This window comes from Legionella quinlivanii, assembly GCF_900461555.1.
GTDB classification, from domain to species: domain Bacteria; phylum Pseudomonadota; class Gammaproteobacteria; order Legionellales; family Legionellaceae; genus Legionella_C; species Legionella_C quinlivanii.
Map to the genome: position 1 here is coordinate 1,223,688 of NZ_UGOX01000001.1, position 20,400 is coordinate 1,244,087.

A 20,400-nucleotide genomic window follows, 5' to 3' on the forward strand; every position below is an offset into this window, starting at 1 on the left:
TATTTAAAAATGAGTAATCTCTCGCGGTGCTAATGAAATACAAGCCGCCACCTTGGAGGGGATATGAAGTTGTTTACTCTAAAAAAATCTCAAACTAAAGAAGAAAATGAGCAAAGAATTCAATTGATACGGAATATTTATTCTGCATTGTGGCTCAATCCTTCAATGAGTGAGGAATCGAGACAGAAAATATTGATAGGGTCATTGGTTTATACCCATCTATCTGCCAAAGAAATTCAAGAGGATGTGGCTAGTCAATACAAGAGAAAGTGATCAAATAACCTGAATGGAGTTACCGCAATTTAATAGCGGTAATTTATACTTGATCGGCTTTATCCCGTCCGGCATTCTTTTAAATCCCGCTCAAACCCGACTTTATATTTCTGATATGACGCAGAATAGTATTTCATCCTGCAATATTGATGGAACTGGCGGCGTGAGCAACTGCACAAGCTCTGGAACAGGAATGAGCCAACCGTGGGGGATTGCTTTTAATGCATCGGGAACAAAGATATATGTGACTAACTTTCTGGGCTCGAATGTTAGTTTATGCGACATTGATCTCAATGGGATGTTAGTAAACTGTTCCATTACAGGATCTGGGTTTTCTTCTCCCGTAGGTATTATTTTCAATTCAGCACAAACAAGGGCCTATGTGGTTAACGATGGCGGTGTGGTTAGTCAGTGTGATGTGGCTGCCGATGGTAGTCTGGTCAATTGCAGCCTTTCAGTGGATACAGGACTAATTTCCCGATACATTGCATTTAATGCAGAAGAAACGCTGGCCTATATAACACATCCGGCAAATGATGTTGTGTCTAAATGTGAAGTGGCTGCTAATGGCAATTTAACCAATTGCACTTTAACCGGCACGAATATGAATGGCGCTACCGGGATAAAACTGATCACGCTTTAAAGAGAATAACAGGAATAATTAGCCGTAGCCTGGTTGGCGCCTCGCGCGACAACCAGGTTTTCTTGAATGGTTATTTATCCTCATGTGTTTGGAAACTCGCTAGCGATGCAAGATAGCTACATCCGGCGGGATTTTTTCCCAGAAACTACCAGTTCGCCCTTTTTTGTAACCAATCTGGTATAAAGCGTTCATTTGCTTTTGATCAAACATTTTATCAGCATCTGCAACAAAATCGGGTGGTATATAGGTGAGATTAAAATCTACATGCTGAAGGAGCGAGCAAAGGTAGATGAAAATGACATCAGCGCTTCCCTGAGCCGCTGTCACACTTTTCAGGGCCCGTTTCCCAATAGAAAGCAACTTGGGTTTGACAACTTTATAGGGGAACCTGTTTTGATTATTACGAATGACAAATATTTTAACATTTGGCATGTTTTTTAGATGAAAATGTTCTTTAGCTGCTTTAAGGTCTGAACCGAGACGGCTTAGAAAGACTGCAAAAGTGGTTCCGCCATCGACATGCATTTCTGAATAGATTTGTCCCTGTGCCATTACGTCAAAGTACACTGGTGGAAACACGGCGGGAATGCTGGCGGAGGCCAGCAATATTTTCTTGAACAGGGCAAGCTTCTCGGGATTTTTACTCGTAGCAATGCGGGTCATATCCCACACTACCAAATCTCTTGAATAAAGATTAGTTGTTCCGACATATAGACGTCGTCCTTGATAGTAGGCTTTGGCAATATCATCCAGCATTGTTGCCGTAACATATTTATCCAGAAGTTTCTGTAAAGGTTTATAGTCTTTGAGCGATTCTCCGCCAGTCAGCAATGTCCACAAAACAGGTTTGTCGGTAAAGACATCTTTTGCAGAAATGGTGGTATAAGCTTCCCTTAAGGCTTTGTCGTATTTAGGGCCTGCAAAAGCAAGGGGGGCTATTAAGGCGCCTGTGCTAATACCCGTAACCGTGGTGAACTCCGGCCTTTTACCCGATTGGGTCCACCCATTCAGGATCCCGGCACCAAAAGCGCCAAAATCCCCCCCGCCAGAGACTACTGTAATGCCCCCCAAATAAACCGGTCCACCTAGTTTTAAATTAACGACTAGGAATAGGACTAGTAATATGACTATAACAACAATAGAATGTAGCGAAATAATTCACTCCAGTCGTAAGCGAAAACGTTGGACAGCTTACGAAAAACAACAAATAGTTCATGAAACCTACCAAACAGGCGTAACAGTATCCTTTATTGCACGCAAACACGGTATTCCCCCCAGTCAACTATTTTACTGGCGAAAAATAATGGAGAATGGTGCATTGACCAGCGTTAAAACAGAAGAAGAAGTCATCCCTGAAAGTGAAGCCAAGGCGTTGAAAAAACGTATTAAGCAACTTGAGCAAGTTCTGGGACAAAAGACATTGGAAAATGAGATTCTGCGTGAAGCAGTTAAGCTGGGTCGAGAAAAAAAACTGATCTCGCGACAACCCTTGTACGGGATAAGCGATTTCGAATAAGAGCAGTTGCCAGGGCACTGCAGGTTTCTCGCTCCCACTTAACGCAGAGGTTGAAAAATATGGAACACTCCAGAAAACAAACGGTTAAAATACGTGATCAGGAACTACTGCCTTACATTCGTGAAATAACGGATAAACGGAGTAGCTATGGCTATCGTAGGGTTACAACGCTTCTTAATCATGAGTTAAAAAAGACAGGTCTTGCCTGCGTCAATCATAAACGTGTCTATCGTATTATGAAGCAAAATCAATTATTACTGCCGGCGTATGGCAAAAAACAAACACGAGTACATGATGGGAAAGTCATTACATTGCATAGCAACACTCGTTGGTGTTCAGACTGTTTTACCATACAGTGCGCTAACGGTGATAGAGTTCATGTCGCTTTTGCAATGGATACTTGTGACAGAGAAGTATTAGGCTATATTGCCTCGACAGTGGGCATTGATGGAGAAGCAATCAGGGACTTATTGCTAGAAAGTGTAGAGTATCGGTTTGGTGCAGCAGAATACATGCCCAAACAGATACAGTGGTTAACTGACAATGGCCCTTGTTATGTGGCAAGGGACACTGTTTCTTTTGCAAGAAACTTAGGCTTTGATGTGAGGACAACACCAGCATATAGCCCTGAAAGCAATGGTATGGCAGAAGCGTTTGTTAAAACGTTTAAACGAGATTATGTCGCTTTTTTTGATCTTGATGATGCGCAGACTGTTATGAAAAAGCTTCCTGAATGGTTTGACGATTACAACGAAGTTGCGCCTCATAAGGGCTTAAAAATGATGGCTCCCAGGGAATATATCAGGAGCTTATTAGCGGTGAGTTAGGTGGTTCGGTTTTATAGGGGCAACTCCAACTACCAGTAAGCTAAAATAACCCTGCCTATGAAATAGAATATCAGGATAGGTCTTGGCCAGCTGTTTAACGCGTTCGAATGACTGTTCTTTAATCATCCGTTGGTCATAGTCAGTAAACTGGCTGCGGATATGTTCAAATCCAGGTATTTCAGCGCTATGTTCAAAGGCTGCAGGTAGTGGAGGAGCCGTCCGTGTTAGATGACAACCGCTTTGCAGAAAAGTAAGACATAAACAGAGGGTTCTGATTTTAAGCATCGCATCAATCCATGAGTGTCATAGCAGAATTATTTATCGGGGCTCTTGGAACATTGTCTTTTCCCGCAATGTGTCTAGCTGTGTTCGTACAACAGCCCTCGCAGGTTCAGTTAATGTCAGTTGACCATTTAATTTCGATGTGATCACTTACCATGGTATGTTGGAGTGAATTCCGTATCAAGTATTTTCGGAATCGTTTCTGCATTTTTAGCTATTAAAATAATCAAACGAATCAATGATGCCTAATCTGCAGGTCTTATATTGCTGTCAGCAATCCCGTGCCCCAGTTGAGTTGTTAAGGCGAGCTGCATTTGATTCTAATGTCAGCTCTGCCTGACAGACACTTCGGAAAAAACCGGCGACTGTCAGATCAACGACGATATTTAAATCAAACCGCTTTGGATCGAGTAAAAAAGTTAAGGTTTAGGAGCATCCTCATTGATTTCATTTGATTCTTCTTGCTGCTCCTCTCCTGAATCTTTCAGTTCACGTAGGCTATCTTTTAGTACCCTCATCTGGATTGCTGTATATTCTTCGACTATCTTGCCTGGCGATTCCTCTCTCAATGTAAGGGTATACTCAGCATCCTGTCCTGCTATAAGAATTTCACCCTCACCCTGGTAATATGAAATACCACTAATATCTTTACCCATGGCATTGGGATAGGTAATAATTATTTCCCTGTCTTCATTTAAATAATGACAACCCACCTCTGTTCCTTTTGTCGTGCTAAGAATTCGTTGTTGCGTTAACAAAAATGCATCGTCTGGAGATTTTTCTCTATTAGCATCTGCCTGTTTTGCAAATTTCGCACTTTTTTCACCTCGTATAGTTTTATATGTTTTTGCCTCCTCTCCAGGGGGTAAGGGTTCTAATGGCTTATTAATCGCTGAAAGCGAAATCATACTGGTAAGAAAAATTTCTTTTAAAAAATTATCCGAACATTTGTCTAATCGTTCAATTGATCCAGATAAAAGATTATTAATATCGCGGTACATTGCGTCTTGAGTATATTGGTTTAGCGCTTTAAGCTCACCATTCTGGAGATTTAACAAATCTTTCCCGATGTGATTATTTTTTTTCATCTCATCGAGTTTGTCATCAGTCAATGCTTCGACATTACCATATTCTAAAATTGAAGGAGGGCAGGTGGGAGTATTTTCATTCAAAAAATCATTAAATTTTTGTACGGTAGCATCATCAATTGTAATATGTTCTAAATTTGCTAATGACAATAATTTTTTTAAAGGATAAATTTTAGAATTGTTGGCTGCTATAGTCACTTCTAATAACTGATTATTTTTATCAAACTCTCTTCTAATTTGATAATTTTGTTCACCTGATAATAATAAGGCGGTTGCCTCTTCAAGAAGCCTTGTTGCGTTGTTTTTATTGAGAGGACCGTAATAATATGCATTATCCCCCATAAACACCAACCAAGAATCTCGGGGTACATATATGAAGTATAGATTGTTCTAAAAAAATGCATATTGGTGTTGACCGCGTAGCCTGTTGGCGCCTTGCGCGACAACCGGGTTTTCATGCTCATTTTGAAAATGGCAATTCTTGTGCCTTGCTTAATATTCATCAATACATGAGGAATGGAGTCTTCCTGGAAATTGGGGGGTGGCTGCTAAAGGTGAAAACCTGGTTGGCGCAATGCGATAACCAGGCTACACGGGAGCTAAATTATAATACTTAGGTAGCCATACTGTATTTAACAATCAACGCCGTATTCTCTTTACCGCTATCTAGCAAGGCTTGGTAATAAGAAACGATGATCTCTGCAGACGTTGCAGCTGGAAGAGAATTGGGGAATGAAAACGTCATAAATACATTTTGTTCACCAAATTTTTTCTCCAGACTAGAATAGATACTAGCCATTTTTTTCTTGGCGAGTGTAGTATCAATTGGAGTCTTTACTGTATTCTCTGAGAGAATTACTTCTTCTTGTATTTTTTGTATTTGTTCCATTAAATGCGGGTAGGACTCTTCCAAATTGACTACCGAATCATCTAGTTGGTTCAATTCAAATTTGACAATGTCTCCTGGATGTTCTTTAAGTAAAATTTGATAAATATCACGCTGGGTAGTTATTAACTTAAAGATGGCTTCATCCGATGCAGTATTAAGATGTTTGCTAAAAACACGCCTGATTAAAGAGATGGTGTAGGCATCTATGGTTGTTTGCGGTTCATGATTATAAACAGCTTTTTTAGAATTATTAATAAACTCTTTAAATTCATCAGGGTGTTTTTTTGAGATAGTATTTAAAAGCTGGTTCTCTTTATACTTTTCCTCTAGCTTGGAGGCTTTGGCTATATTTGAAATATATGGACTAAATAAATATATCGTGATTGATAGAGCGATGAAGGCAAGTGCCGAAATTGTTTTTGACTTTTGTTTGGAAGTAAAATATTTGACGGCTGAAAATGCAGAACCAATAGTTCCGCAAATTAATACATTGGTCCAATTCATTAGTATTCCTTTATTAATTATCCATTGCTGAGGTTTTTTGTAAGCGCTTTAAAAACTTTTCCATTTCGTTTTAAAGCATCATATTTAATGGTGGCCAGAGGCAGAATCGAACTGCCGACACGAGGATTTTCAGTCCTCTGCTCTACCGACTGAGCTATCTGGCCATCAAGAGGTTGCTATTAAACTCTTAGTTGGGTTTGAAGTCAATAGAATAATTGAGAAAATTATAAAATTAATTAAGCTGTTGAAAAAACAATCATTAAATTGATTTAATTTAATTCTAATTGAGTTGAAATTGAATTTTTAGATGTTCAAATGTTTTAACTGTTGATAATAGCAAATGGCTATTTGTGCTCCCAGGGAAGCATTGTTTTTGATGAGTTCGATATTCGCACGCAGGCTTTCGCCAGCAGTCAATTCATTAATGCGTTTTAAAAGAAAAGGGGTAATTGATTTTCCCTGCAGACCCTTTGCCTCCGCTCTTGCCTGTTGGATAACCGGATTAATTTGAGCCTCAGGAATTTCATCCCCTCTTGGAATGGGATTGGCAACTACAATTCCATTTCTCATTCCCAATTGATGTTGGTAATACAGTAACTCGGCGATCTCCTGGGGCTTGTCCAGGCGATGAACCAGGGGTAAGCCGCTGGAATGGCTATAAAAAGCGGGAAATTCGTTGGTGCGATAACCGACAATAGGTACCCCGTAGCTCTCAAGTTTTTCGAGTGTTTTTGGTAAATCAAGTATCGATTTCGCGCCAGAGCACACGACCGTTACGGGTGTCGTAGACAATTCAATAAGATCAGCAGAAATATCAAAGTTTTCGATAACCTGCTGATGGACGCCTCCAATACCCCCTGTAACAAATATGGGCAAGCCTGCCAGATGAGCGCAAAACATGGTTGCCGCGACTGTAGTGCTGGCAGTGAGCTTTCTACTGAGCACATAGGCAATATCACTGCGGGATGCTTTTATTGTGTGGGGGGATTGGGCGAGTTCTTCCATCAGCGCATCACTGGTTCCAATATGGATTCGTCCACCGTGTAATGCAATGGTTGCAGGGATGGCTCCAATCGTTCGGATGATATCCTCAATGATGCAGGCTGTTTCCAGATTCTCAGGATAAGGCATCCCATGCGAGATTAATGTTGATTCCAGTACAACGACTGGTTCGTTATTAATAATGGCATCTGCCACTTCCGGATCGATCTGTAACAGCTTGTGAAACATATTATTTATTCTCTTGGAGTATAGCCGGCAGGCCGTTCTGATCCTTCGCCAAATAAAAACTTTTCCATTTCCTGGGTTAAGAATTCACGGGCTTTGGGATCAATAAGGCTTAAACGGTATTCATTAATTAACATCGTTTGATGGGAGAGCCACATATTCCAGGCCTGTTTGGAAATATTATTCCGTATTTTTTCTCCTAAAGCGCCGGGAAATGGTTGTTTCTCAAGACCTTCGGCCTCGTTTTTTAGTTTTAAACAAAATACTTGATGAGTCATAAGCAAATTCCAAATTACAAATTCTAATTATTGACAGCTAGGATTGCCGGCAAGCAATTTTGAAAAAAACAAAAGAACAACGCGTCCTTTTGCATTAACTGTTCTTGCTAACAAACCCTGTCAGTGTATCAATATCGACCTCAATCAGCACGGCATTTTACTTGCGCCAGCATAATATGCTGTGAGAGAAGCTGTTCTTGCTCTGGTAAAAGCGCATCAAACTGCACTGCGGTGCGATACAAATCTTCACTCAAATACTGGCTGTAAACGCATACTGCATCCACTACAATAGGAACCATTTTGGGTTTAGTATAGATCACCAGCTTGAGAAGTGTTTTTTCTTTAATCCGTTCTTTAGTTTTAAAAGCCATACCGCCAAGACTGATGTTCACTTTGCGCAAGTGAATTTTATCACCCATGAGTAAATGGCGGGCGAGATAGTCAATTTTGGCATTTATCAGATTAAGATAATGGGTTAGCGCAGGCTCTTTTAACGCTAATGCCTGAGTCAGTTCAGCTAATTCATAATCAATTGTCTGGAAATATTGAGTTGTCTCCAGAAATCGTTGGCCGCTTTGACCCAGCAACTCCTCGGTAAGAGACTTGTCAGAGCAAAGGCTTCCCGGTTGAAGTATTTTATAATCAAAATAGACTTGATCATCAATTCTAAAATGTTGTCTTCGTTCATGTACAGGCATAATCACTCCAAATCCATTTAGGTTAAGCACAGACATAATTAAACAGAAACATCAACTCTGGGATCTTCAGGTTTATCATTTACTGTACCATCGGTTGGTGTTACGATCGTAGTTGGTGCTCTTACGTCACTCAAAAGCTCTCTTTGTACTTGTTGTTCGCCACTCCTTATTTCCACCAGACTAACCGGCATTACTTCTATTTCTTCCTCGTCGTCACTCACATCATCAATCACTAATGAAGGGGCTGGCTGATTAAGCTGTATCAAAACAGCAGCAGACTGATCGCTTAATTCCTGGCTTCTTGCAACGGCTTCAAAGTGATTGGTGGCCGCAGCAGCGCGTTGAACGCAGTCGGTTAAATACGTGGTAAATGCTGCTGAGGTTACTCGATTTTTACTAATCGCCTCTTGAACTACTTTGTTAAACTCAGCGACTCTATCCAGTCTAACCGCTGCATTGAAGGCAGCAGTCAGGTTGGCCGGCATTTCCAAAGGGGAAATCATTGCCTGCAATTTTTGCTGCATGTCAAACTGCAGCTTTTTCATCACATGTGCGCCGAACCCTTTCTTTTCTGTGCCGTTGATAGCGTCCTGAATCTCCTTTTGGGTGGTTTGCATGGCCTTGATTTTTTGAGCCGCCGGAAGATGGCTTGCCATAATTCGATGATAGCTGTCAACACTGGCCAATATCGTTTCTTTATTACCCGCTTCGTAGGCAGAACTCATGGTTCGCAAGTCGCGAAGATCAAGATAGTGCCTATCATGGGCATAGACCGATTGTGCTTCAGGATGAAGCATTTTTTCATTAAGGTTGGCCAGATCAGCCCGACTGATAATGAGTTGACGATTTCCTCGTAAATTCAAAGAGGCGCCTGCGCCCTGCCGTTTGAGATAATCGATCATCTCTGGCGACACATCTTTACCAAAAGTCAGCATAACTCGACCGCCGTCGATAGCATCAACCGATTTAATCGGGTTGGCTTGTCTGTGGGTCCAGGGATGTTTATAAGGCCTTCCCTGAGAAGTAAACAACACCGGGTTGTGAAGCAGTTTTTCAAGAACAAGGCTTTGTCTAAGTTCTACACGGTTGATTTCTGCCGGCTTATGTTTGGGAAATACGTTTTCAATTTTTTTAATCCGCTCAATAATTACAGATCGTAAATCGGTAGCATCCTTCTTCAGCGTTTTTACTTCTTTTAATTCCTTCTCTGCAGCATTTCGTTGAGTAGTAGTTAAATCTCGACGCTGTAGCAGCCGATTTAATTGCTGTTCCCGCTGGCCATGCTGATAGGATACACGATCCGCATACTGAGCAAGTAAAGTTCCCCGTCTGCGTAATTGCTCAAGGCTGTCAAATTTGGCATTAAAGGATGAGTCTTCAATCAGCGTGCGGTTTCTTCCCTGTCCATGACGGGTATGCTTGACGATGGTTTCAATAGGCTGCATGCTCAACCTGGAGTCCAAACCCAGTTTGTCTTTTCCCATAATCACCTGATCGAACACGAAGAGACTGCGGGCATCGCGCAATGCCTTGTTCTGGTTATATCCACCCATCGCATCCGTATCGCTGCACAGATAAAACAGGCCAAGTGAGGGGCCAAAATCGTCAATATATTCATTCGAGTGAAGGCCAGCACCCACTGGATTTAATGTAGAGTAATGCTCGTAGGTTTTGCTGGAGGTAAGCGGTGTGAATGTTTTTCCTCGCGCAAAATCTTTCATTAGCCTTATATTATCGAAGGGAACAAACAGAGCAGGTTGGCCATTGTGAGTCATTGTTGTTGCCCGCGTAGTATCCAGTCCCAGCATTCTGGATACGTTCAAAGCCATGGCTTCGCGCTGCACTTCGACAATTTCACCATGCTTGGGTAGCTTGATGATTGCCTCTGTACCCAGTTTGAAGTTTCCTCTTGCTGCAGTATAGGTGGCGCGATTGGTTGGATTTCCATCGCGTAAATTACCCAATTGCTGTCTGACTGTAGCAAGGCTGACCAGGGACGCTTTTTCAGTTACGCCTCCGGCACTTTCAGCGAGTTCGCAATAAGCGGTAGAACCGCCCATCTCGTCTGGCACTGTGATAAGCTTCAGATTATTAATCTTATCCAGATCATTCATCATATCTAAACGCTGCTTATATTTATCATACTCCTCAGTGCCTTTGGTCAGTGTTTTTAAATGCTTCTCCAAAAGCCCAATCACTGATTTCACATTTGCGTCATTAGCTGCGCTGAACGGGTAATCTCTGTGAAGGAACTGCTTAATAATGGGTTCCATTTTGGCGCGGGCAGCAGCTTTTAATTGGGTTAGTTCTACACTGTCGGGGCTTGTGACCGTTCTGCGATTATAATAATCATTCTGCGGCAGGGTGCTTAATTGATCATCTCTGCGCCAGAACGCGATTCGACTAAGAAGACCCGGCGCATCATAGCCTGTGGGTCTTGGAGGGCTTCCCTCAGCAAATTTGACGTTTCTCATCAGAATATCTTTCAGTCGATGCCATTCTCCGGGATTATTTTCAACGGTATGATAATCAATGACTCCTACTCCATTGGCTTCAATTGATTCAAGTGCGGCATCCAGATCTGCGTATTGGGCTAATTGCTCTGGTAGAATAGCAATTCCCTTGTTTATACTGATCTCTTTCAAGAAGCGGGTCATTATGCGATTTTTTTGTGTAGCGTCCATATAACACGTGTTCCCATAAGATTCTTTCTATAACTATAGTCGGTGAAATTACAGACGTGTGCCATAAAGATAAAAAAGTTCTACACTGTATACAAATAGTTACAAATGCGAGCAATCATGCCAATCGACAAAAAAAGGATTTTAAAGCAATTAAATTTACCTGAAGTTCCTGTCAAAGAGATTATTTCCGGGTTATCTGATTGTACGTTTTATGAGCTGTCCCTTTTTTATGTCAATGACAGAACTCCAAGAGAAGTTCTTGATGGACGGGCATTTGAAAGTCTTTGGCAGCTGCATCGCGAGAAATTGAGTTTATGGGATATTCCTGAATTCAAGCTGCAAAAGCAGACCGATTTTTCAGATCGCGAATTGGTCCTCGGGTTGGGACTTTACTATTCGGCGGTAAGTTTGAAGGCACAAAATCAGGAAAAAGCCTTTCTTAAATATTTAAATCTGGCTATGAGTTATGGCTCCTGTCAGGCATTTCAAACAGCGGTTAATGATTTAGAGATTGAAGCACACCAAGTGAGCCGCTCTGAAGTACAAAACACCACGGTGAAATTAAGCGAAATATTAAAAACCTGGAGTCCGATGCTGATGAAGCATCGAACCCCGGGTCTTTTGCTGCTGGCGAACACTAATCTATTTTTAGCCAGGGAGCTGAAGGGAGCATGCAATAGCGACATGATCTTAGCGGCTTATCAACTCACCTGGCAGTATTTACGAATGGCCGAATTATGCGAGTATGATTCTCAGGCTGCGATTAACAATGTGTATTTCGGGAAAGGCCTGGCTTTATCCAATCCCTTTAATCTTGCCGATATCAGTACTATGAAGAATGAACTTGGAGTTGAGATAAAGGCGCTTCTTACTCCAAGCCAGGTGACCTATGCGGAAAACGAGGCTTTAAATCTTTATAATAAACAACTTAAGCCTGTGCGATTAAAAGCGCCTCCATTCAGTTTGGGTAGTTCAACGGACCATGCTAAAGCCCTCAAGGAATCACTCCATAACCAGATTTCGAGTCCAAGAAGAGGCTGAGTCTATCTTAACAGGCCAATTTTCACTACAATGTTCTTTTAATAAAGAAAAATGCCTATGTTCAAACCGCTCGCGCTCTATATTGGTTTACGCTATACACGTGCCAGGAAAAAAAATCATTTCGTTTCGTTTATATCCCTAAGCTCCATGTTAGGAATTGGCTTGGGCGTTATGGTTTTAATTACGGTACTTTCGGTGATGAATGGCTTTGATGTCGAAATCCACCGCCGTTTTTTTGGTATGGCGCCTGAAATTACTGTGACCGGTCGCGATGGAAAGATTAGTGACTGGCCTGCTCTTGAAAAAAAATTAAGCAATGTTCCGGGTATTAAAGCCATTGTGCCTTTTGTGGGCGGTCAGGGATTATTGACTAATGAAGGGCAGGTATTGCCGATTATATTGACCGGTGTTAATCCCGAACTTGAGGAAAAAGTCAGCCACATCAAGGAAAAGATGTTAATTGGCGATCTCCGTAATCTGAAAAATTTCGGTATTATTCTTGGACGAGGTCTAGCGGACAATCTGGGGGTGATGATTGGCGACAAAGTTACTATCATGATACCTCAGGCTACGGTTACTCCAGCGGGGATGATCCCGCGTTTTAAGCGATTTACAGTCGAGGGGGTATTTTCAGCTGGAAATGGTTTTAATTTTGATACGAAACTGGCCTTTATCAATCTGAATGATGCACAAAAACTCATGCAGCTTGGCAATGATGTAACCGGTCTTAAACTGAAGATCAATAATATTTACAATGCGCCCAAACTATCCGAAACTATTGCGGCTAAACTGGGAGAGGAATACCAGGTAGGTAATTGGACGGATCAGTTTGGAGCTTTTTTTGACGCCGTCAAAATGGAAAAGACGATGATGTTCCTCATCCTTTTGCTAATCATTGGCGTGGCTGCCTTCAATCTGGTCTCTTCGCTGGTAATGGTGGTCAATGACAAGCAATCAGAAATTGCCATTTTGAGAACCATTGGCGCGACTCCTGGGGTTATCCTATGGACATTCATTGTTCAGGGAATGCTGGTGGGAGTTATTGGAACCTTGATAGGGCTTGTGGGGGGGATTATTTTAGCCAGTAACGCCACGGCGATAGTCAATTGGCTGCAAGCCTTTTTTGATACAAGGATTTTGTCTTCGAGCATTTACTTCGTAGATTATCTGCCTTCAAAAATTATGATCAGCGATTTAATTAAAATTTGTGCCGCAGCTCTGACGATGAGCTTTTTGGCTACGATCTATCCAGCCTGGCGGGCCTCAAAAACCGTGATTGCGGAGGCGCTTCACTATGAGTAAGATTAATTTATCCTGCAGTAATCTAAGTAAATCCTATCATGATGGAACGGCAACAGTTAACGTATTGAAAGGGATTAATCTGTCAGTAAATCAGGGTGAAAGTCTGGCCATTATTGGTCCATCCGGCTCGGGAAAAAGCACTTTGCTGCATTTGCTGGGCGGATTGGACAAGCCCAGTGGAGGCGAGGTGTCAATTGACAACAAAAACTGGCAAAGTCTTTCAGAAAAGCAGCGTTGCCGTTTACGAAACCAGCATCTGGGATTTGTTTACCAATTCCATCATTTACTACCCGAGTTCACTGCCCTTGAAAATGTCGCTATGACTTTACTGCTTGGTGATCACTCTGTGCAAGAGGCTGAATCCGAAGCCTACTCAATGCTTGAAAAAGTAGGCTTGAAAAACAGAGTGACTCATAAGCCCTCACAGCTTTCCGGCGGGGAGCGGCAGCGCGTTGCCATAGCCAGAGCATTGGTGCATAAACCTGGTTTTGTATTAGCAGATGAACCTACAGGGAATCTGGATCAGGGAACTGCTCAGCGGGTGTTTGAACTTATGTTGGAACTTAATCAGTCATTGAATACGGCCCTGGTTATTGTCACCCATGATCAGCAGTTAGCTTCCAGAATGAGTCAGATAAAAACAATTCAGGACGGGGTTTTAGCTTAGATTCCCCTCAATCGTGCTTAAGTGATCCCGCCTTAAGCTAAGTAATTATTGCAGGTGGGGTTGGGCCCTTGGCCCAACCTACAAAAGTTTAGTAATTGGCATTACCCGGCGTACGCGGGAAGGGGATTACGTCTCTTACGTTACCCACACCTGTCACGTAGCTTATTAAACGCTCGAATCCTAACCCATAACCGGCATGAGGGACTGTGCCATAACGGCGTAAGTCGCGATACCAGTTATAATCCTGTTTGCTGAGTTTGCATTCCTCCATGCGTTGATCGAGTACATCCAGGCGTTCTTCGCGCTGACTGCCGCCGATAATTTCGCCAATACCTGGTGCCAGAACGTCCATTGCTGCAACTGTTCGGCCATCGTCATTAAGGCGCATGTAAAACCCTTTAATTTCTTTGGGATAATCAGTGATAATAACGGGTTTTTTACAGAGCTCTTCCGCAATATAACGCTCATGTTCTGATTGTAAATCCAATCCCCAGGAAACCGGGTAGTCGAATGTTTTGTCTGCTTTCTGCAAGGCGCTGATGGCGTCAGTATAAGACATTACTTCAAATTCAGATTCAATGATATTTTCCAGGCGTTCAATGCACCCAGGCGCTACAAATTGATTAAAGAATGCCATGTCATCAGAACGCTCATCGAGAACCACCTTGCACAAATAGCGCAGCATTTCCTGGCTTAGTCTGGCAATGTCGCTTAAATCGGCAAAGGCGATTTCAGGCTCAACCATCCAGAACTCTGCCAGGTGTCGGCTGGTGTTTGAGTTTTCAGCTCGGAAAGTGGGCCCAAAGGTATACACTTTCGACAACGCCAGGCAATAAGCCTCCACGTTAAGCTGTCCGGATACGGTGAGAAATGCTTCTCGTCCGAAAAAGTCTTTGGAAAAATCAATCTTGCCGTTTGCACTGTGCGGTAAATTCATCAAATCAAGCGTGCTGACCCTGAACATTTCCCCTGCACCCTCACAATCACTTGCTGTGATTATTGGAGTATGAACCCAGAAATAGCCGCGTTCATGAAAAAATCGATGAATTGCCTGGGCAAGGCAATGCCGAATACGGGTGACTGCGCTGATAGTATTGGTACGGGGGCGAAGATGGGCTACATCGCGCAGAAACTCGAGGGTATGCCGTTTCGCCTGAATAGGATAACTTTCAGGATTTTCTACCCATCCAACGACTTCAAGGTGCTCAACCTGAATTTCAAAAGATTGTCCTTTACCTTGTGAGGTCACCAGTTTCCCTTTTGCGATAAGGGCGCAACCGGCAGTTAATTTCAGGACTTCACTTTGATAATTAGGCAATTGCTCTGAAGCGACCAGCTGAATGGGTGCAAAACAGGAGCCATCATGGAGGCTGACAAAAGAGACTCCAGCTTTTGAATCCCTTCGCGTTTTAACCCAGCCTCGAACGCAAACGGTTTCGTCCACACTAATTTCACCTTCAAGGCATTGTTTTATCGTATAAACCTCTGTCATGATGTACTCCAAAAACAAATGATAGCCATATATGAATTACAGTATCGTAATTGGTTTGTGGCAAAAACAGAATAATATACCAAATATAACAGATGGGGGAATCCATGTTGCGCTTCGTAATGACGATTTTTATGCTCATTAATGCAATTAATGCCGTTGCAAAGGATACCGAACTTGAGTTTTATCACCCGTTTGAAGGCGTTGAAGGCTTACCGGTGGCTTCCATTGAATCAAGTTACACAGGTGAATGTGTTCAGCAGTCGCAACGTATCAAGCGGGAGGATGCCTGGCGTTGTGTGGCAGGGGGCCAAACCTATGATCCCTGCTTTATTAAACCCTATGGCAAAAAGACTCAGGCATTCTGTCCGGAAAGTCCCTGGAGTACACAATCGGTTGAAATTAAATTAAGGCATGCCGCAATGGATTTAGCGCAGGCAAGTCTGGATCTTTCGCGTACCTATCCCTGGGTGGTTGAGCTGTCGACTGGTGAAAAATGCAAGGCGGTCGATGAGGGAGAGATGTTCGATGGTTTGCCCATTCATTACCGCTGTGAGAATCAAAGTATTCTGATGGGGCATTTACAACGCTGTAAAGCGGAATGGAGCATGTTAAAGCGCGAGCCTAACGGACAGGTGGATACAGTTTTAATTAGTAAAGCCTGGTTTTGATTGCAGCACTTTTTATCATAGTATTAAGCCTTGGCAGGCTAAGCACAGCAAGGGTTTTCCCTCAATTTAACTTATTTTTCAATGGCTCGAATCTATACTACACTTAGTAATAACAGGCTAAGGGAGCTAACCATGATTACTGTACCATTTCACACTTTGCTAATTGAACAGATTTTAGGGCTTTATCTGGTAATCGTTTCACTTATTATGATTGCCAGGGGAGCATACTATCAGGATTTGATAAAACGGGTTGGAACGAATAGCGGATGGATATTGGTTGGAGCATCGTTTTCGCTGATTTTCGGGTTAATAATGTTAGTAATTCACAATATCTGGGAGTGGGATTACGAAATCCTGGTTACCCTGATTGCATGGCTTATCGTTATTAAATCTATCCTTTGGTTAGCATTTCCAGAGAATATGCTGGGGATTGCACAAAGAGTCTATTCCGGTAGTTCCTACTACTTGATTATGGTTCTGGTGGGTCTTTTAGGTGTCTTCATGCTTGCTCACGGGTTTCAGGCATTTAATGGTAATTTCCATGTGATGAACTGGTAACCCAGGTAAAAGTTCATAGAACCAATTTAAAAGACCCTCTGCGCAAGCAAAGGGTCTTTTAATTCGTGGTCTATTGGGGGGCTGCATTTTTAAATGCAGGCAGGCTAAGACAATAGGCTTCTATTTCCGTGATTAATGGATACTCATCCATCGAAAAATTAAAGCGTCTGGCGTTGAAAACCTGCGGTATCAGACAAATATCGGCCAGACTGACTTCATTGCCATAACATAGTTGATGTTTATGAGGTATAGTTGATAAACGCCGTTCAAAGGCATCAAAACCTTCTTTAAGCCAATGATGGTACCACTGGCTAATCTCCTCATCAGAGGCTTTAAACTGGCTGCGAAGCTGATTTAATACACGCAGATTATTCAGTGGGTGCATATCGCAGGCTACTAGCATAGCCAGGCTTCTCACCTGAGCCCGGCCGAAAGGTGTGGCAGGGAGGAGGGGAGGGCTGGGGGATATTTCATCCAGATATTCAATAATCGCTAATGACTGGGTTACAATATGACCGTGTTCATCCAAGGTGGGAACCAGACCTTGTGGATTGAGGTTCAAATAGTCCGGATGGTGTTGTTCGCCTCCGTTATTAACCAGATGAACAGCTATTTTTTCATAGCTTATATTCTTAATATTTAAAGCGATTCGCACTCGATAACTCGCTGTCGAGCGATAGTAATCATACAGTTTCACTATTCACCTTTTTCAGTATACGGTTTGACAATCTGGTCAATCGCGCCAAAAATTGACTGTTTGTTCACATCAAGCATGTCAATATGAATACGATCCCCAAAGTGCATAAATGGCGTGCTGGGTTTTCCCTGCTCCAGAATTTCAAGCATGCGCCGTTCGGCGATACAGGAAGACCCTTTTGTTCTGTCAAGATTCGAGACAGTTCCCGAACCAATAATAGTACCTGCGGCGAGATTTCTCGTTTTAGCGGCATGAGCAATGAGTTGTGGAAAAGAGAAGGTCATATCCATGCCGGCGTTGGGCTGTCCAAAAAGAGTTCCATTCAAGTGACTTATCAGCGGCAGATGCAGACGATTGCCATCCCAGTGCTTGCCTAGCTCATCAGGGGTCACTGCAAAAGGTGAAAAACTGCTGGCAGGTTTGGATTGAAAAAAGCCGAAACTTTTGGCGAGCTCATCGGGTATTAAATTCCTTAAAGACACATCATTAACCAGCATAAGTAATTTAATATGCCTGGCAGCCTCTTCCGGCGTAACACCCATTGGAACATCATCCGTAATTATTGCAACCTCAGCCTCAAAATCAATACCATAGGCTTCATCACGAACAAGAATAGGATCTCGAGGTCCAAGAAATGCATCCGATCCTCCCTGATACATTAGTGGATCGGTCCAAAAATTAGCAGGAAGTTCAGCGCCGCGCGCTTTTCTGACCAGCTCTACGTGGTTCACATAAGCGCTGCCGTCAGCCCATTGAAAAGCACGGGGCAGGGGGGAGTGCATTTCCTGAGTATCGACAGAGAAAGCCTCGCTCAGTTTGTCTTCATTGAGAAGCTGATAGATTGCTCCAAGAGGCTTTTCTACCTCAGGCCATCGCTCCAGGGCATTTTGCAATGTTTGTGCAATATTACTGACACGAACAGCTTTGGTTCCAGATTGATTAACCACGCAGAGAATACCGTCTCTGGATTCAGATTTGAGGCTGGCTAACTTCATAAAGCGTTCCTTTTATCTTGGGGTAAGGGATTTAAGTGAAAGTCCTATATTCTTGCCGCCAGGCCTCTGGATCCCGCGAACAAGCCGGCGTTATTGCTTATATAGAACCTGGCAACTAACCTGCCGTCATTGCGAACAAAGTGAAGCAATCCAGATCGCTATTTGAACAAAGCAAGGAGCTGGATTGCTTCGCTAACGCTCGCAAAGACAGTTTTTTGTACACCTATCTTCATTTACGCAACAACGCCGAACAAGTCGCGCGGCTTTGGGACACACGGGATTTAGGAAAATGAGCCATACGATTAAGAGGCTGACAAAGTTCCGCGGCGTATTTGATCGCGTTCAATCGCTTCAAATAAGGCCTGAAAGTTTCCTTCTCCGAAACCTTCATTGCCTTTACGCTGAATGATTTCGAAAAAGACAGGACCAAACACATTCTCGGTAAATATCTGTAGCAACAGGCCGCCGCACTCTTCCCTTTCACCATCGATCAGAATTTTCTGTTCTTTTAATTTGGCAATAGGTTCCCGATGCCAGGGAATTCTTGAGTCAATCATTTCATAATAGGTGTCAGGAACATCTAAAAACTTGACTGAATTTTGGCGTAATGCCTGTACTGTGTGGCAAATGTCATTGGAGTTTAAAGCAATGTGCTGAATGCCTTCACCGCGGTATTCATGCAAAAACTCTTCAATCTGTGATTGGTCGTCTTTTGATTCATTCAGAGGGATTTTAATTTTTCCGCAAGGACTACCAAGCGCCCGACTGATTAAACCAGTCATTTTACCTTTGATATTGAAAAAACGAATCTGTGAAAAATTGAAAATTTCCGCATAGAATTGCGCCCATTTATCCATGTTACCGCGATATACATTATGAGTCAGGTGATCGATAAATGTCAGACCGGTGCCATCGACATTATCGACTTTATTGATATTCCAGTGATCAGTAAACGGTTTGTGGTTGTCGTCTACAAAATAAATGACGCTGCCTCCAATGGCCTGAATGCCTAATAAGCCGTGATCTGCATGTTTACAATCCTGGAAGGCAGTGGCTCCATGCTGCAGTGCATAAGCATAGGCTTGTTTGGCATCCTTAACGCGGAATCCCATAGCACATGCACCTGCGCCATGTGTTTTGGCATGCTCTTCAGCCTGGGTGTTTTTCGCGGCATTCACGATAAATTGAATCTGTCCCTGCTGATAAAGGACAATGTCCTCGGTTTTATGAGTGGCGATTGCAGTGAATCCCATTTCTTCAAATTGCTTGTATAATAACTCGGGATTTTCTGCGGAAAACTCCAGGAACGCGAAACCATCCAAACCGCAGGGATTGTGATCTAAATGCTTGTGATGCATAGTAACTCCTTGTTAAATTGGCTGCGCAATACGATAAATCTACATTTTATGACTATTCCGGTTTGAGTTTAATCAGAAACAAGCCATCGGCAATGGCCAGCAAGCTGGTCTCAACCCGTTCGTCATTTTTTAGTAATTCATTAAGACGTCTTATTTCCCGGGTCTGTCCACCGGTTTCAGACTGATCAATGACTTTGCCATCCCAAAAGATATTGTCTATAGCAATAACACCATTCGGTTGAATAAGTTTTAAAGCAAGTTCGTAATAGTTGATATAATTGGTTTTATCCGCATCAATAAAAATAAAGTCAAATTGACGTTGGCCTTCATTGAGCAGCTCCTGCAATGTATCTACTGCAGGGCCCAGGCGTAACTCAATTTTATGCGCCTGCCCAGATGCTTCCCAGAAGGGGTGTGCTTTGGACGTCCACTCTTTGCTGATATCACAGGTGATTAGCTGACCGTCGTCGGGCAGTGCCAAGGCCATCGCCAAAGCGCTATAACCTGTGAAGGTACCGACTTCCAGTACCCTCCTGGCTCCGAGCATTTTCAGTAAAAACTGCATAAACTGCGCTTGTTCCGGGGCCACCTGCATGGCGGCTAGCATCATCGTCGAAGTTTCCTTCCGTAATGCTTTAAGCGCCGGATGTTCGCGCAGCGAAATTGACAACATGTAGTCGTACAAGTCCGGCGTGAGTTGCAATTGTTTCATT

General features: G+C 42.8%; 21 protein-coding genes and 1 tRNA gene. 8 read left to right on the forward strand and 14 right to left on the reverse strand.

What is annotated here, in order from left to right; all coding sequences use genetic code 11:
- Positions 1–63 precede the first annotated feature (63 nt).
- Positions 64–273, forward strand: a complete 210-nt coding sequence (locus DYH61_RS05185; protein ID WP_058508998.1) for a hypothetical protein — start codon at positions 64–66, stop codon at positions 271–273.
- A 13-nt stretch (positions 274–286) separates the two neighbouring features.
- Positions 287–916, forward strand: a complete 630-nt coding sequence (locus DYH61_RS05190) for a YncE family protein (RefSeq protein ID WP_058508999.1) — start codon at positions 287–289, stop codon at positions 914–916.
- Positions 917–1,015: 99 nt separating this feature from the next.
- Here DYH61_RS05190 and DYH61_RS05195 read toward each other — a convergent pair whose 3' ends face one another.
- A complete protein-coding gene (locus tag DYH61_RS05195; protein ID WP_234999864.1) occupies positions 1,016–1,987 on the reverse strand; it encodes a patatin-like phospholipase family protein in 972 nt (323 codons plus the stop codon).
- Positions 1,988–2,039: 52 nt separating this feature from the next.
- On the opposite strand from DYH61_RS05195, the gene DYH61_RS05200 reads away from it, so the two are divergent.
- Positions 2,040–3,259, forward strand: a protein-coding gene (locus tag DYH61_RS05200) for an IS3 family transposase (protein WP_420812639.1) whose coding sequence is annotated in 2 segments (ribosomal slippage) — positions 2,040–2,379 and positions 2,379–3,259 — 1,221 coding nt in all. Because the reading frame shifts where the segments join, the coding sequence is not laid out codon by codon here.
- Here the strand turns inward: DYH61_RS05200 and DYH61_RS05205 are convergent.
- The 8 genes from DYH61_RS05205 to DYH61_RS05245 form a co-directional block, all read right to left on the reverse strand.
- The gene (locus tag DYH61_RS05205) at positions 3,245–3,544 is read right to left on the reverse strand and encodes a hypothetical protein (protein ID WP_103989330.1); all 300 of its coding nucleotides are present in this window, start codon (positions 3,542–3,544) and stop codon (positions 3,245–3,247) included. The genes DYH61_RS05200 and DYH61_RS05205 overlap by 15 nt on opposite strands.
- Positions 3,545–3,960: 416 nt before the next feature.
- Positions 3,961–4,971, reverse strand: a complete 1,011-nt coding sequence (locus DYH61_RS05210) for a hypothetical protein (protein WP_058508640.1) — start codon at positions 4,969–4,971, stop codon at positions 3,961–3,963.
- 271 nt (positions 4,972–5,242) lie between these two features.
- Positions 5,243–6,022: a hypothetical protein gene (locus tag DYH61_RS05220; RefSeq protein WP_058508642.1), complete on the reverse strand. Its 780-nt coding sequence runs from the start codon at positions 6,020–6,022 to the stop codon at positions 5,243–5,245.
- 88 nt (positions 6,023–6,110) lie between these two features.
- Positions 6,111–6,186 (reverse strand) — tRNA-Phe (locus DYH61_RS05225).
- Between the two features lie 139 nt (positions 6,187–6,325).
- The gene (locus DYH61_RS05230) at positions 6,326–7,252 is read right to left on the reverse strand and encodes a pseudouridine-5'-phosphate glycosidase (protein WP_058508643.1); all 927 of its coding nucleotides are present in this window, start codon (positions 7,250–7,252) and stop codon (positions 6,326–6,328) included.
- A 5-nt stretch (positions 7,253–7,257) separates the two neighbouring features.
- Entirely contained in the window at positions 7,258–7,527 is a 270-nt protein-coding gene (locus tag DYH61_RS05235) for an oxidative damage protection protein (RefSeq protein ID WP_058508644.1), read from the reverse strand.
- 140 nt (positions 7,528–7,667) lie between these two features.
- Positions 7,668–8,225 (reverse strand): PilZ domain-containing protein, encoded by a 558-nt coding sequence (locus tag DYH61_RS05240; RefSeq protein WP_058508645.1) that lies wholly within the window; start codon positions 8,223–8,225, stop codon positions 7,668–7,670.
- A 38-nt stretch (positions 8,226–8,263) separates the two neighbouring features.
- Positions 8,264–10,909: a hypothetical protein gene (locus DYH61_RS05245; RefSeq protein ID WP_058508646.1), complete on the reverse strand. Its 2,646-nt coding sequence runs from the start codon at positions 10,907–10,909 to the stop codon at positions 8,264–8,266.
- A gap of 117 nt (positions 10,910–11,026) precedes the next feature.
- On the opposite strand from DYH61_RS05245, the gene DYH61_RS05250 reads away from it, so the two are divergent.
- Genes DYH61_RS05250 through lolD form a run of 3 tightly spaced genes read left to right on the forward strand, consistent with a single transcriptional unit; the run spans position 11,027 to position 13,919 of the window.
- On the forward strand, positions 11,027–11,950 hold the full coding sequence (locus DYH61_RS05250) for a DUF5630 domain-containing protein (protein ID WP_058508647.1): 924 nt from the start codon (positions 11,027–11,029) through the stop codon (positions 11,948–11,950).
- Positions 11,951–12,007: 57 nt separating this feature from the next.
- Entirely contained in the window at positions 12,008–13,252 is a 1,245-nt protein-coding gene (locus DYH61_RS05255) for a lipoprotein-releasing ABC transporter permease subunit (RefSeq protein WP_058508648.1), read from the forward strand.
- Positions 13,245–13,919 carry a lipoprotein-releasing ABC transporter ATP-binding protein LolD gene (lolD, locus tag DYH61_RS05260; protein ID WP_058508649.1) on the forward strand — a complete coding sequence of 225 codons (675 nt, stop codon included), beginning with the start codon at positions 13,245–13,247 and terminating at the stop codon, positions 13,917–13,919. The genes DYH61_RS05255 and lolD overlap by 8 nt, the downstream gene beginning before the upstream one ends.
- An 88-nt stretch (positions 13,920–14,007) precedes the next feature.
- On the opposite strand, the gene asnS is transcribed toward lolD, so the two are convergent.
- Positions 14,008–15,411 carry an asparagine--tRNA ligase gene (asnS, locus tag DYH61_RS05265; protein ID WP_058508650.1) on the reverse strand — a complete coding sequence of 468 codons (1,404 nt, stop codon included), beginning with the start codon at positions 15,409–15,411 and terminating at the stop codon, positions 14,008–14,010.
- Positions 15,412–15,515: 104 nt separating this feature from the next.
- Here asnS and DYH61_RS05270 point away from each other — a divergent pair, with 104 nt between their 5' ends.
- Positions 15,516–16,079 carry a hypothetical protein gene (locus DYH61_RS05270; protein WP_065236183.1) on the forward strand — a complete coding sequence of 188 codons (564 nt, stop codon included), beginning with the start codon at positions 15,516–15,518 and terminating at the stop codon, positions 16,077–16,079.
- A gap of 132 nt (positions 16,080–16,211) precedes the next feature.
- Positions 16,212–16,637, forward strand: coding sequence for a hypothetical protein (locus DYH61_RS05275; protein ID WP_058508651.1), 426 nt, complete (start codon positions 16,212–16,214; stop codon positions 16,635–16,637).
- A 70-nt stretch (positions 16,638–16,707) separates the two neighbouring features.
- On the opposite strand, the gene maiA is transcribed toward DYH61_RS05275, so the two are convergent.
- From maiA to DYH61_RS05295, 4 genes are all read right to left on the reverse strand, one after another.
- On the reverse strand, positions 16,708–17,334 hold the full coding sequence (gene maiA / locus DYH61_RS05280) for a maleylacetoacetate isomerase (RefSeq protein WP_058508652.1): 627 nt from the start codon (positions 17,332–17,334) through the stop codon (positions 16,708–16,710).
- Positions 17,334–18,329 carry a fumarylacetoacetate hydrolase family protein gene (locus DYH61_RS05285; RefSeq protein ID WP_058508653.1) on the reverse strand — a complete coding sequence of 332 codons (996 nt, stop codon included), beginning with the start codon at positions 18,327–18,329 and terminating at the stop codon, positions 17,334–17,336. The genes maiA and DYH61_RS05285 overlap by 1 nt, the downstream gene beginning before the upstream one ends.
- Before the next feature lie 302 nt (positions 18,330–18,631).
- The gene (hppD, locus tag DYH61_RS05290; RefSeq protein WP_058508654.1) at positions 18,632–19,687 is read right to left on the reverse strand and encodes a 4-hydroxyphenylpyruvate dioxygenase; all 1,056 of its coding nucleotides are present in this window, start codon (positions 19,685–19,687) and stop codon (positions 18,632–18,634) included.
- 52 nt (positions 19,688–19,739) lie between these two features.
- Positions 19,740–20,399, reverse strand: a complete 660-nt coding sequence (locus DYH61_RS05295; protein WP_058508655.1) for an O-methyltransferase — start codon at positions 20,397–20,399, stop codon at positions 19,740–19,742.
- Position 20,400: the final 1 nt, after the last annotated feature.